The sequence below is a fragment of the Sphingomonas sp. HF-S4 genome (genome assembly GCF_032911445.1).
Lineage (GTDB): Bacteria > Pseudomonadota > Alphaproteobacteria > Sphingomonadales > Sphingomonadaceae > Sphingomonas > Sphingomonas agrestis.
The window spans coordinates 887,057-900,888 of sequence record NZ_JAWJEJ010000002.1 but is presented as its reverse complement, the minus strand read 5'-3'; the positions used below and the strand labels follow the sequence as shown (position 1 = coordinate 900,888).

At 67.4% G+C, this 13,832-nt stretch carries 9 protein-coding genes; 7 read left to right on the top strand and 2 right to left on the bottom strand.

Annotated features, from left to right (window positions below; translation table 11 throughout):
• Window positions 1-17: 17 nt before the first annotated feature.
• The 4 genes from RZN05_RS20270 (at window position 18) to RZN05_RS20255 (ending at window position 7,073) form a co-directional block, all read left to right on the top strand.
• Window positions 18-2,189, top strand: coding sequence for a primosomal protein N' (locus RZN05_RS20270; RefSeq protein WP_317228487.1), 2,172 nt, complete (start codon window positions 18-20; stop codon window positions 2,187-2,189).
• 49 nt (window positions 2,190-2,238) lie between these two features.
• On the top strand, window positions 2,239-3,810 hold the full coding sequence (locus RZN05_RS20265) for a DUF1570 domain-containing protein (protein ID WP_317228486.1): 1,572 nt from the start codon (window positions 2,239-2,241) through the stop codon (window positions 3,808-3,810).
• 62 nt (window positions 3,811-3,872) lie between these two features.
• Entirely contained in the window at window positions 3,873-5,435 is a 1,563-nt protein-coding gene (locus RZN05_RS20260; RefSeq protein ID WP_317228485.1) for a hypothetical protein, read from the top strand.
• 81 nt (window positions 5,436-5,516) lie between these two features.
• A complete protein-coding gene (locus tag RZN05_RS20255) occupies window positions 5,517-7,073 on the top strand; it encodes a S1C family serine protease (RefSeq protein WP_317228484.1) in 1,557 nt (518 codons plus the stop codon).
• Between the two features lie 121 nt (window positions 7,074-7,194).
• Here the strand turns inward: RZN05_RS20255 and ada are convergent, their stop codons facing one another.
• Complete coding sequence (ada, locus tag RZN05_RS20250; protein WP_317228579.1) at window positions 7,195-8,232, bottom strand: bifunctional DNA-binding transcriptional regulator/O6-methylguanine-DNA methyltransferase Ada; 1,038 nt, start codon at window positions 8,230-8,232, stop codon at window positions 7,195-7,197.
• A gap of 114 nt (window positions 8,233-8,346) precedes the next feature.
• Between ada and RZN05_RS20245 the strand changes: the two genes are divergently transcribed.
• Entirely contained in the window at window positions 8,347-9,834 is a 1,488-nt protein-coding gene (locus RZN05_RS20245) for an MFS transporter (RefSeq protein WP_317228483.1), read from the top strand.
• Window positions 9,831-11,459 (top strand): glycoside hydrolase family 43 protein, encoded by a 1,629-nt coding sequence (locus tag RZN05_RS20240; RefSeq protein WP_317228482.1) that lies wholly within the window; start codon window positions 9,831-9,833, stop codon window positions 11,457-11,459. Before RZN05_RS20245 ends, RZN05_RS20240 begins: the two co-directional genes overlap by 4 nt.
• Window positions 11,460-11,515: 56 nt before the next feature.
• Here RZN05_RS20240 and RZN05_RS20235 read toward each other — a convergent pair whose 3' ends face one another.
• Window positions 11,516-11,968 (bottom strand): PilZ domain-containing protein, encoded by a 453-nt coding sequence (locus RZN05_RS20235; RefSeq protein ID WP_317228481.1) that lies wholly within the window; start codon window positions 11,966-11,968, stop codon window positions 11,516-11,518.
• 308 nt (window positions 11,969-12,276) lie between these two features.
• On the opposite strand from RZN05_RS20235, the gene RZN05_RS20230 reads away from it, so the two are divergent.
• A complete protein-coding gene (locus tag RZN05_RS20230) occupies window positions 12,277-13,740 on the top strand; it encodes a DEAD/DEAH box helicase (protein WP_317228480.1) in 1,464 nt (487 codons plus the stop codon).
• The last annotated feature ends 92 nt before the right edge of the window (window positions 13,741-13,832 follow it).

Below are 13,832 nucleotides of genomic sequence, written 5' to 3'. Positions count from 1 at the left end.
GCAACGATATGGGCGGCATGTCGCGCGCCCGCATCCTCGTCCTCCATCCGGCACTTGGGCCCCTCGACTATCGCATTCCGCACGGCATGACGGTCGAGCCCGGGTCGATCGTCGTCGTGCCGATCGGGCCGCGCCAATATGCCGGCGTGGTGTGGGAGCCCGAGCGGCTGCCGCCCGACAAGGAAGAGATCGGCGACAATCGCCTGCGCAATATCCTCGCGGTCGCCGATACCCCGCCGATCCCCGAGCCCGTCCGCCGCCTCGTCGAATGGACTGCCGACTATTATCTGAGCCCGCTCTCGGCGGTGCTGGCGATGGCGGTGCGCACCTCGGCGGCGTTCGAGGCGGCGCCGACGATCACCGAGTATCGCGCGACCGGATTGGTACCCGATCGCCTCACGCCGCAACGCGAACAGGCGCTCGAGCGGATCGGCGAGCGCCAGGGGCTGGTCCGCGAACTCGCGACGATCGCCGACGTTTCCGAAGGCGTGATCCGCGGGCTGTGCAAGGTCGGCGCGATCGAGGCGGTGATCGTCGACACCGACAGCCCCTATCCCCTGCCCGACCCCAATTTCGCGCCCCCCGAACTCAGCGGCGAGCAGGCCGATGCCGCGAGCATCCTGCGGCAATCGGTGACAGCGGAGGCATTCCAGCCGTTCCTGCTCGACGGCGTCACCGGATCGGGCAAGACCGAAGTCTATTTCGAAGCGGTCGCCGCCGCCCTCGCTTCGGGCAAGCAGACGCTCGTCCTTCTCCCCGAGATCGCGCTCACCGAGCCCTTCCTCACCCGCTTCGCCAAGCGCTTCGGCTGCGAGCCGGTGGCGTGGCATTCGGGGCTGCGCACCTCGCAGCGGCGCCGGGCGTGGCGGGCGATATCGCGCGGCGAGGCCAAGGTGGTGGTCGGCGCGCGATCGGCTTTGTTCCTGCCCTATCCCCGGCTCGGGCTGATCATCGTCGACGAGGCGCACGAGACCAGCTTCAAGCAGGAGGAAGGCGTCCACTATCATGCCCGCGACGTCGCGGTGATGCGCGGGCGCTTCGAGGGATGCCCCGTGATCCTCGCCTCGGCCACGCCGGCGATCGAGACCCGGCACCAGGTCGAGCTGGGACGCTATGAGGAATTGAAGCTGCCCGGCCGCTACGGCCTCGCCGAGCTGCCCGATATCGAGGCGATCGACCTGATCAAGGAGCCGCCCGACCGCGGCCGCTGGCTGAGCCCGCGGCTGATCCTGGCGATCGACGCGGCGCTGGAGCGCGGCGAGCAATCGCTGCTTTTCCTCAATCGCCGCGGCTATGCCCCGCTCACGCTGTGCCGGCATTGCGGCCACCGCTTCCAATGCCCGAACTGCACCGCCTGGATGGTCGAGCACCGGCTGATCCGGCGGCTGTCATGCCATCATTGCGGCCACACCGTGCCGACGCCCGAAATCTGCCCCGAATGCGAGGAGCCCGACAGCCTCGTCGCCTGCGGTCCGGGCGTCGAGCGGATCGCCGACGAAGTCGCGATATTGTGGCCCAACGCCAAGACCGCGATCGTCACGTCGGACACGCTCTGGTCCCCCGCCAAGGCCGCCGAGTTCGTTGCACGGATGGAGCATGGCGACATCGACATCGTCGTCGGCACCCAGCTGGTGACCAAGGGCTATCACTTCCCCAATCTGACCGTGGTCGGCGTGGTCGATGCCGATCTCGGGCTCGACGGCGGCGATTTGCGTGCGTCGGAACGCACCTTCCAGCAGATCATGCAGGTGTCCGGGCGCGCCGGGCGCGGCGAGAAGCCGGGTAAGGTGTTCATCCAGACGCACTCGCCCGAAGCCGGGGTGATGCAGGCGCTGATCTCCGGCGACAGCGCCGCCTTCTACGCCGCCGAGACCGAGGCGCGGCGCGACGCCGGCGCGCCGCCTTATGGCCGCTATGCCGCGATCATCGTGTCGAGCGAGGACAAGGCAGCGGCGGAAGAAACCGCGCGGATGCTGGGCCGCACCGCGCCGCATCGCGAGGAGATGCACGTGTACGGCCCCGCCCCCGCGCCGCTGGCGATGCTGCGCGGCCGCCACCGCTTCCGCCTGCTCGTCCATGCCCGCCGCGCCTTCGACGTCCAGGACATGATCCGCGACTGGCTCGGCGCGCTCGAATGGAGCGGCAAGGTGCGCGTCGCAGTCGATGTGGATCCGTATAGTTTCGTCTAGCCGCGTCGTTTCCAGCGAATTAGCTTCGCGGCGACGTGGGGGATCGCCGATGATTCGCAGACTGTTGTTGCCGCTTCTTCTGCTCGTCCCGGGCACGGCCAATGCGGATTGGTATGAAGCGAGCAGCCGGCACTTCGTCGTCTATTCGGACCAGAAGCCCGAGCGGCTCGAGCAGTTTGCCACCGAGCTTGAGCAGTTCGATCACGCAGTGCGGCTCTATGGCGGATGGAAGGACGAGCCGATCGCCGCGCCCAACCGCGTCACCGTCTATGTCGTCGATGATCGCGATGCCGTGATCAAGCTGATAGGCGACAAGTTCGTCGGCGGTTTCTACAAGCCGCGCGCCGGCGGTTCGATGGCGGTAGTGCCGCGCCGCCTGGGCTCCGGCGCGGCGACCGATCTCGATGCCCAAGGCATATTGTTTCACGAATATGCCCATCACCTGATGTGGAGCATCGCGCCACATTCGGTGCATCCCTCCTGGTTCATCGAGGGCTTCGCGGAAGTCTTCGCGACTGCCGACTTCGACAAGGACGGCGCGGTGCGGATCGGTATGCCGCCGCTCTATCGGGCGCGTACCATCATGTCCGGCAACAATCTGCCGATCGACAAGATGCTGGTGGCCGACACGCTCAAGCTCGATCGCGAGCAGCGCAGCGCGCTCTATGGCCGCGGATGGCTGCTCACGCATTACACGATGATTGCGAACAAGCGGCGCGACCAGCTGACTGCCTACCTGCGGGCCATGAACCAAGGCAAGAAATCGCTCGAAGCCGCGCAGGCGTTCGGCGACCTAGCCAAGTTCGACGCCGAGCTCGAACGCTACAAGCGCGGCAAGCTGATCGGCTATCGCGTCGCGGCGGCCGAAGCCGGGCAGATCAAGATCACGCTGCGCAAATTGACGCCGGGAGAGGCGGCGACGATGGACGTCCGCATCCGATCCAAGAATGGCGTCAATGCCAAGACCGCGCCGGGCGTCTATGAGGAAGCGCGCAAGGCGGCGGCGCCCTTCCCTAACGACCCCGGCGCCCAGATCGTGCTCGCCGAAGCCGCGTACGATGCGCGCGACCTGCCCGCCGCCGGAGCTGCCGCCGATCGCGCCCTCGCAGCCGACCCCAAGGCTGTCGACGCCTGGCTCTACAAGGCGATGGTGCGGATGGCGGCGGCCCGCCAGGCACGCGACAGGAGCAAGGAAACGCAGACCGAGATCCGCAAGATCATCGCGCAGGGCAATCGGCTAGAGCCCGACGACCCCAAGCTGCTGATCCTCTATTTCCGCAGCTTCGTCGACTTTGGGAGTGCGCCGAGCGAGAATGCCAAGCAAGGGCTCGCGCGAGCATTCGACCTTGCCCCCCAGGATGTCGGGCTGCGCTTCAACGCGGCGCAGATGTATTTGCGCGACGGCAACAAGGAGAAGGCCCGCGCCATGCTCGCGCCGCTCGCCTATAGCCCGCACGGCCAAGGCTTTGCCCGCCGCGCCGCCGCGCTGATCGCGACGATCGATGAGGGGGATGTGAAGGGCGCGATCGACACGCTCGACACGGCCCCGCCCGCCGACGACGCCTCCGAAGCGCCCGAGACACCGGCGGCACCGCCAACGGCACGCCCGACGGCCCGTTGAGTGCCGCCTTGCCGAAGCGGGAGAGCATTGTACTCTGACGCGAATTATATGGGGGCATAATCATGATCTTTCGCAAGCTGTTGCTAGCCGCGGCGCTGCTGTTGCCGACCGGCGCCGCGGCAGAATGGAAGAAGGCCGAGTCCAACCACTTCATCGTCTATGGCGAGATCGGCGAGGAGCGGCTTCGGGCGATGGCATTGCGCCTAGAGAAGCTGCATCTGACCCAGGCGACGATGACCGGACTGGTCAACGAACCCAAGACGATCAAGGTGAAGGTCTATGTCGTCGACAGCTTCGACGATGTTCAGCGAACCATGCCCTTCCCGCGTCAGGGTGTCGCCGGATATTACAGCGCGACGCCACGCGGCCCGTATACCGTGATCAGCACGGAAAGTAACGCGAACCAGGGTTTCTCCTCGCGCCTCGTGCTGTTTCACGAGCTCACCCACCATTTCATGTTCCAGTATTTCAACGCGACCTACCCGCTTTGGTACGTCGAGGGGTTCGCCGACTTCATCGGCACGACGAATATCAAGGACGACAGCAACACGGTGAGAATGGGTGACGCGTCCGCGTCGCGATACCTGACCTTTGCGACAACGAGCTGGTATCCCATTCGTAAGCTGCTCGAAGCACGCAGCTATGACGATCTGGGCGAGCGCGTCGACATCATCTACGCCGAGGGCTGGCTGCTCACGCACTATCTACACTTCGGCGGCAAGCGCGACGGCCAGCTTGAGAAATATCTGACCGCCATCAACCGGGGCGTGCCTTTCGCCCAGGCAGCCAGCGAGGCGTTCGGCGATCTGGGCAAGCTCGACGCCGAGCTCCAGGCATATAGCAGGCGGCGCAACGCGCTGCCGGGGCGCTCGATCACCTTCAAGCCCGTCTCGTTGGGCGAGGCCAAGGTGACTCCGGTTTCGGCTGCGCAGGATGCGATGATGCTGCACGATATCCGGCTGCATGCCGGCGTCGCGCGTGAGGATGCCGGGCGGTTCGCCGATCGGGTTCGGCGCGACGCGCTGCGCTTCCCGAACGACGCCTTCGCACAGCAGCTTCGCGCGGAAGCCGACTACAATGCCAATGACGATGCCGATCTCAACGCCGCGGTGGACCGCTGGTTGGCGATCGCACCGCAGGATCCCAAGGCGATGCTGTTCGACGGGCTGCGCAAGGCGCGCGCGCTAAAGGCGGCAAAATCGACCGACAAGGCGGCCTGGACTGCGGCACGCGCGCCGATCGTCGCCGCGACCAGGATCGCCCAGGACGACCCGCAGATATTCAAGGGCTTCTACGACACCTTCGTCATGGAAGGCGTCACGCCGTCCGCAGGCGCCCAGAAGGGGCTGTTCCGCGCGCTCGAGCTCGTTCCCCAGGACGACGAGCTGCGCTACCAGCTCGCCGCCGACTTCGAACGCCGCGGCATGATCGGGGACGCGCGCAACACGATCCGCCCCGCCGCGCTGCAGCTCCCCGACAAGGTGCGTAGCGACGCAGAGATCGAGAAGGACCGCAAGGATCGAGAGAAGGAGGCGATCGCCGGCGTCCCGACACACGAGACCGCACGCGAGATGCTCAATCGACTGGACAAGAACGGGCTGCAGAAGGCGGAAGCCGGCAACTAGTCGATTGCGGCCAGGGCACGCGTGGTGGCGCTTGAACCGTCGCCGCTTTTGCTCGAAGGCTTCCGCAATGGAGGTCGCGTGATGGTTCGGCGGTTGGTGATGATGTTCGTGCTGGCGCTGGCGTGGAGCACCCCGGCGCGCGCCGACGACATTTCCGCCTCGGGCCGCGGCGTGGTGCGTATCGTCACGATCGCGGTGGTCGAGGACGAAGTCGTCGGCTTCGGGCATGGCAGCGGCTTCGCCGTGGCGCCCAACCGCGTCGTCACCAATGCACATGTCGTCGAGCTTGCCGACCGCTATCCCGGTAATGTCGTCATCGGGATCGTGCCTTCCGAGGGCGACAAGTCGTTCCAGGGGAAGCTCGTTGCGATCGACCAGCAGCGCGACCTGGCGCTGATCGAATTCAGCGGCGTGCGGCTATCACCGCTGACGCTGTTCACGGGGCTGCCCGCCGATGGCGAGAGCCTGATCGCGCTAGGCTATCCGGGCAATGTCGATCTCGCCACCGCGCGCTCGGCGGCGGACTTCATCCGGCCGCAATCGCCGGTGCGCTCGCAGGGCGGGTTCGCGGGCAACCGCATGCTCCAGGGCACCAACGTGCTGCTCCACACCGCGAGCATCGCACGTGGCAATTCGGGCGGGCCGCTGCTCGATCGCTGCGGCCGGGTGCTGGGGGTGAATTCGGCGATCACCCGCGCCGACGAAGGCGATTCGACCTTCGCGTTCGCAATTGCCGGCAACGAACTCGCCGCGTTTCTTCAGGGCGCGAAGCAGCCCTTCGCCTCGGTCGGCATTCCGTGCACCAGCGTCGAGGAGCAATTGGCGCAGGAGCGCGATGCCGACGAGAAAGCCCGGATCGAAGCCGATGCCAAGGCGCGGGCAGACGCCGCCAGGAGCGCGGACGAGCGCGAGGATACGATTGCCCAGGCGCGCGCACGCAACGCGGCGGCGCGCGAGAACTATATGGCGGGCGCCGCGGTGCTGCTGGTCCTCGGCGCGCTCGCGCTCGGCGGCGCGGGGCTGCTGCTTTCGCGAGAGCGCCAGCGCGAGGCGATCTGGCTCGCGGCGGGCGGCGGCGTGCTGATGCTCGGCGCGGTGGCGCTGTTCGTCAGCCGGCCCGATTTCGACGAAACCAAGATCCTCTCCATCCCCAAGGCAAGCGCCGGCCCCGCAGTGCCCAGCCAGTCGGCGCTCGGCCGGATGGTGTGCACGCTGGTGCCCGCGCGCAGCCGGGTGACGGTCACCGCGGTCGACAAGGTCGATCTCGATATCGGTGCCGATGGCTGCATCAACGGCCGTACCCAATATGCCGAATCGGGCACCCGCTGGCAGCGCATCCTCGTGCCCGAGCAGGAACAGTCGGTGTCGGTGCTCGATTACGATCCGGGCAGCCGCATCTATACCAACACGCGCTATTTGCTCTCCTCGGCGCAGATGGAGAAGGCCCGCGCGCTCCGATCGAGCGTGCCGATCAAGACGTGCTCGGCGGACCAGGCCGCCCGCGCCGCGCTCGCCACCCAGCAACAGGCGCTGCGCGCCGCGCTACCGCAGGTCTATAACGAGAAGCTGGTGTATAGCTGCAGCCCGGCGGCCTCGGGACCACCGACTGCGGCCGGCGGGGCTGCGGCGGCGGAATAACCCATCCCGTTCGTGCTGAGCTTGTCGAAGCACCGTTCGTCTGCCCACTTCGGAAGAAAGAAGGACGGCCCTTCGACAAGCTCAGGGCGAGCGGGGCTAAGCGGACCCTCCGCCTCCGGACTCAGTCGGACACCCCCTCGCGCTTGAGGAGGACGCGCTTGCGGTCGACGCCATAGGCGTATCCTCTCATGCTACCGTCGGCGCGCTGGGCGCGGTGGCACGGGATCAGCACCGCGACATGGTTGGCGCCGCATGCCGTTCCCGCCGCGCGCACCGCCTTCGGTTTGCCGGCCTGCGCCGCGAGCTGGGCATAGCTTCGCGTCTCTCCCGGCGGGATCGCGCGGAGCGACTGCCACACCGCTTCCTGGAACGCGGTGCCCTGCACGTCGAGCGGCAAGTCCATATCGCGCCCCGGCGTCTCGACTTCGCGCACTACCCGCGCCGCGAGCTCGGCGAGCGCCGCGCCGCCCTGAAGAATCTCCGCCGCCGGAAAGCGCCGGGCGAGCGCGAGCGAATCCTCGTCGAAGGCAACGCGGCACAGCCCCTTGTCGGTCGCCGCGATCAGCAGCGGGCCGAGGCTGGTCTCGGCGATCGTCCAGCGGATCGTCACCCCGGCGCCGCCGCGCTTCCATGCGCTCGGGGTCATGCCGAGCCGGGCATTGGCGGTCTCGTAGAAGCGGCTCGGCGCGGCGTATCCCGCCTCGTAGATCGCGTCGGTAACGCGCTCTTCCTCGGTGAGCGCGGCGGCGGCGCGGCGGGCGCGCAGCCCGCGGGCATAAGCGGCCGGCGTCACCCCGATGGCGCGCTTGAACAGCCGCTGGAAATGATGCGGCGCATAGCCGACCCGCGCGGCGAGTTGCTCGAGCCCGATCGGCGCCTCGGCCGCCTCGATCAGTGCGACGGCTTCGGCTACCGCGATCCTGTCGCGTCCCACTTCGTCGGGCTTGCAGCGAAGACACGCGCGGAACCCGGCGGCGCGCGCACTCTCGGCGTCGGGATAGAACAGCACGTTCTCGCGCCTCGGCCGTCGCGCCGGGCAGGTCGGCTTGCAATAGATCCGCGTGGTGGTCACCGCGACGAGGAAGCGCCCGTCAAAGGCGCGGTCGCGCGCCTCGAAGGCAGCCCAGGCGATGTCGGCGGTGATTGAGTCGTTGCCCATGCTCCGGATATAGCTACGCACGCGCGGCGCCACATCCCGAGCCTTGCGCTCAAAGCGAAACCACGCCACCGTTAGCGCTAACAGCGCCGGCTACGGGCGCAAATGGAGGGGCGCATGGGCTTCTGGCAACGCACCCGCGCGCTGCGCTGGTGGATCATCGCGATCGTGATGCTGGGCACGATCATCAACTATCTGGTCCGCCAGACGCTGGGCGTCGTCGTCGCTACGCCCGCATTCCAGGCCGACGTGCCGATGACCAAGGAGCAATATAGCTGGGTCACCGGGGTGTTCCAGGCGTTCATCATGCTCCAGCCGGTGGTGGGATACATCCTAGATCGCGTCGGGTTGCGCACCGGCATGGCGGTGTTCGCCACCGGCTGGGCCCTGCTGACCTTCGCGCATGGCTGGGTGACGAGCTGGCAGGGGCTGGCGGCGCTGCGCGGCGCGCTGGGCTTTGCCGAGGGAACTTCGCACACGGCGGGATTGAAGGTCGTCTCCGAATGGTTTCCCGCCAGGGAACGCGGGCTCGCCGGCGGCATCTACAATCTCGGCGCCTCGGCGGGGATCGCGCTGGCCGGGCCTATCGTCGCCATCGCGATCGTCTGGTGGGACTGGCGCGCCGCCTTCTATGTCGCCGGTGGCCTCGCCTTGCTCTGGGTCATGCTGTGGCTGCTCTATTACCGCAGCCCCGAGGACCACCCTGCCCTCTCGCCCGAGGAGCGCGCGCTGATCGCGACGGGGCAGGAATCGCATGTCCTAGCGACCGGCGCCAAGCCGGCGGTGCTGTCGCTGCTCGGCCGGCGCAATTTCTGGGGGATCGCGCTGCCGCGCTTCCTCGCCGATCCGACCTGGGCGACGCTGACCTTCTGGCTGCCGCTCTATCTGAGCGAGGTCCGCGGGTTCAATCTGGGCGAGCTGGCGATCGCCGTCGTCCTCCCCTTCGTCGCGGCCGATATCGGCTGCCTCGCCGGGCCGGCGCTGGTACTCTGGCTCGAGCGCCGCGGGATCGCGCTGATCGACGCACGGCGCTGGACTTTCACGGTCGGCGCGGTGCTGATGACGAGCATGATCTTCGTCGGCGGGGTGACCAGCCCCTACACTGCCGTGGCGCTGCTCAGCATCGGCGCCTTTGCACATCAGACATTGTCGGTGACTTGCATCACGATGGCGAGCGACCTGTTCCCCCGCAACGAAGTCGGCACCGTCGCGGGAATGGCCGGGACGATGGCCAATCTCGGCGTCCTGATCTTCACCCTGCTGATCGGCGCGCTGGTCGTCCGGATCGGCTATGACCCGTTCTTCATCGCGCTTGGCGTGTTCGACCTGATCGCCGCCGCCTTGCTGTGGACGCTGGTGCGCAAGCCGGGCGAGGCGCCGGGCGGCGAAAGCGGGTGGATCCCGATCTTGCTCGGCGCGATCCTGGCGGGCGGGCTGACGCTGTTCTACGCCACCAGCGCCGCGCCCGAGCCCTGCGCCCTGTTCACGGCGCTCAGCGCCTGCGACGTGCCAATCGCGATGCGCGGCATCTGGGGCTTCGGGCTGGCACTCGCCTTGCTCGGCATCCTGATCGAAATTCGCGCCCGGAGGAGCCGCGCCGCATGATTCGCAATCCCGTTCTGCCTGGCTTCAACCCCGATCCGTCGATCTGCCGGGTCGGCGAGGACTATTACATCGCCACTTCGACCTTCGAATGGTTTCCCGGCGTCCAGATCCACCATTCGCGCGACCTCGCCAATTGGCGGTTGGTCGGGCGCCCGCTGGTTCGCGCCAGCCAGCTCGACATGCGCGGCGACCCCGATGGCTGCGGCGTGTGGGCGCCCGACCTCAGCCACGACGGCGAGCGCTTCTGGTTGGTCTACACCGACGTGAAGCGCTATGGCCGCACCACCGTCGGCGGCGCTTCGGGCGCGAGCCTCCGCGACTTCCACAACTACCTCGTCACCTGCGACACTATCGATGGCGACTGGTCCGATCCGATCCACCTCAATTCGAGCGGGTTCGATCCGGCGCTGTTCCACGATGCGGACGGGCGGAAATACCTGGTCAACCAGCTCTGGGACCACCGCCCGGGCCGCAACCGCTTCGCCGGGATCGTGCTGGAGGAATATTCGCCAGAGGAGCGCCGGCTGGTTGGCGAGCGGACCAATATCTTCCCCGGCACTGCGCTCGGCCTCACCGAGGCGCCGCACCTCTATCGCCGGGGTGATTGGTACTATCTCATCGTCGCCGAGGGCGGCACGGGCTGGAACCATGCGGTGACGATGGCGCGGTCCCGCGACCTGCGCGGCCCCTACGAACTCCATCCCGACACGCATATCCTCGGCAGCCGCACCCGCCCCGATGCGCCGCTCCAGCGCGCCGGCCATGCGGATCTGGTCGACACACCCGACGGCCGCACCTGGATGGCCTATCTCTGCGGTCGCCCGCTGCCCAATCGCGGGCGTTGCGTGCTGGGGCGCGAGACCGCGATCCAGCCGATGGTCTGGGGCGACGATGGCTGGCTCTACACCGAGGACGGCAGCGGCATGCCGGTGCTCGAAGCGCCCTCGCTGCCCGCGGCCTCGCCGCCGCGCGAAACCGAGGGGCGCTACGACTTCGACGCGCCCGAACTCCCGCTCGACCTGCAATGGCTGCGCACCCCCGAACCCGACCGCATCTTCAGCTTGAGCGAGCGGCCCGGCCATCTGCGGCTATTCGGGCGTGAGACGATCGGCAGCGTGTTCACCCAGGCGCTTGTCGCGCGGCGGCAACAAGACTTCTGTTATTCCGCCATCTGCGCGATGGACTTTGCGCCCACGCATTTCCAGCAGGCCGCCGGGCTGGTCACGTACTACAATGGCAGCAAATTCCACTACTTCCATGTCAGCCATGACGAGGAGGTCGGGCGTCATCTCCGCGTGATGTCAGCGCTGCCGGATTCGCCGCAGGCCGATACCTTCACGACGCCGATTGCGATCCCCGAAGGCCGGATCGAGCTTCGCGCGGAAGTCGATTACGAGCGGCTGCGCTTCGCCTATCGTATCGAAGGCGGCGCGTGGACGTGGCTCCCCGAGCAGTTCGACGCGAGCATCCTGTCCGACGAGGCGACTCAGCCCGGCCAACCCAACTTCACCGGCGCGTTCGTGGGGATGGCGTGCCAGGACATGGCGGGCACAGGGCTCGCGGCTGATTTCGACTGGTTCGAATATCGCGAGCGGGAATATCGCGAGGATATGGTGGTAGATTAACCTGCTTAAGCCCCTTCCCTGAGGGAAGGGACTTGAAGGCGGCAGCCGAGCGCTCCCTACTTATCCAATATCTGCCGGATAGCGTCGACAAGCTTCTGCTTGCGAGCCTGGGGCGGCGGCGGAGCCTCAGCGGGTGCCGGCCGCGCCGCCGGCAGCCGCTTGCGCAATTCAGCCTCGAGATTGGCGATGACGCTCGCCTGCCCTTCGAACGCGCGCGCCATCTTCGATTGCGGCAGCGGCACCAGGAACTCGCAGCCGTGTCGGCGATCCTCGCGCCACACCACCTGCGCTTCGCGCGAGCCTGCGCCCGAAAGGCCGATCGCAATCAACGTGCCGGCCGGGAATTCTTCGTCCGATACGAACAGGAAACCGGTGCGCGAGAAATTGTCGACCAGCACTTCGATCGGCCTGCCATCGGCACCGCGCAGCGTGGTCTCGCTTGCAACATGGAAGCGGATTGCGCCGCGGGGGTCAACTTCGCCGAGAACTTCCAGACGCGCGACGAGCACGGCGCATTTCCCCAATACTACAGGAACCTCCGGGCTAGACCCCAATTGGTTAAGCAATCCTTTCGATTGTTGGTGAAGCGCACCGCAACCAGGACGGAATGAGCGCTACATTGACTTATGGCAGCTTTGCAGCCATATGCGCCGCCAGCGAGGCATCATGCAGCGTGATCGGACGACAGCCAAAGGCGTCGCCCCGGCTCTGCCTCGGTTATACCACGGCTTCCCTAGTCACGCGGGTCGTCATTTTTGACCCCGCCTTCGCGCGCCCATTTTGCGTGCGCGCGCCGGCCGCATTTGTAAGGTTCTCAATGCAATTCAAAGAACTCGGTCTCTCGCAGACCGTTCTCGCCGCGCTTGCCACCAAGGGCTATAGCGAGGCGACACCGATCCAGGCGCAGTCGATCCCGTCGCTGCTCGAAGGCCGCGACCTGCTGGGCATCGCCCAGACCGGCACCGGCAAGACCGCCGCGTTCATGCTGCCCTCGATCGATCGCCTGATCGCGTCGGGCAAGCGCGCCCAGCCGCGCGGCTGCCGCATGCTCGTCCTTGCGCCGACGCGCGAGCTCGCCAGCCAGATCGCCGACAATGCCCGGCATTATGCCAAGGGCACGCCGCTCAGCGTCGCGACGATCTTCGGCGGCACGTCGATCCACAAGAACAAGACCGATCTCGCCCGCGGCGTCGACATCGTCGTCGCCACCCCGGGCCGCCTCGTCGACCTGATGGACCAGCATTATGCGATCCTGCTCGGCATCGAGATCCTCGTGCTCGACGAAGCCGACCAGATGATGGACTTGGGCTTCATCCATGCGCTCAAGCGGATCGTCCGCGACCTGCCGACCAAGCGCCAGACGTTGTTCTTCTCGGCGACGATGCCCAAGACGATCCGCGAGCTCGCCGGCCAGTTCATCAAGAACCCCGTCGAAGTGAAGGTCACCCCCGAGGCGACCACCGCCGAGCGCGTCGAGCAGCACGTCACCTATGTGGCGCAGGCCGAAAAGCAGGCGCTGCTGACACTGGCGCTGCGCGATCCGAGCATCGATCGTGCGCTGGTGTTCACCCGCACCAAGCACGGCGCCGACCGCGTCGTCCGGCTGCTCGCGGGCAACGGCGTCGCGTCGAACGCGATCCACGGCAACAAGAGCCAGCCGCAGCGCGAGCGCGCGCTGGGCGAGTTCCGCAGCGGCAAGGTCAAGATCCTCGTCGCGACCGACATCGCCGCGCGCGGCATCGACGTCTCGGGCGTCAGCCACGTGTTCAACTTCGAGCTGCCCAACGTGCCCGACCAGTACGTCCACCGCATCGGCCGCACCGCGCGCGCCGGCGCGACCGGCCTCGCCGTCAGCTATTGCGCCGATGACGAGCGGCCGTACCTCAAGGACATCGAGCGGCTGACGCGCCAGAAGCTCACCGTCGTTCCGCTGCCCGCGGACTTCGTCAACGAGGCGAACAAGATCAAGTCGACGCGCTCGCCGATGCCGGTGAGCCGTGACGAGCAGAACGGGCGCAACGGTCGCGCGATGCAGAACGGCCGCTCGGGCGGTGGTCAGCGCAACGGCCAGGGCCAGCGCGGCGGCCAGGGTCCGCGCGGCGACCAGCCGCGTCGCGATGGTGCCCCGCGCGACGCGAGTGCCGAGCAGCGTCCGCGGCGCTTCGACGCGCCGCAGGGCGAGGCGCGTGGCGAGAAGCCGCGCAACTATGCCCGCCCCAAGGGCAAGTTCCACGCCCGTCCGGCGCGTCCCGCCGGTGCTGGTGGTGGCCGCGGGCGGTAAGTTCGGTCACAGGGCCTGAACACATGGGCGGCGGTGCGACCAGGCACCGCCGCCCGTTTTCGTTCCACGCCCTCACTCCGCACTAGAGCCCC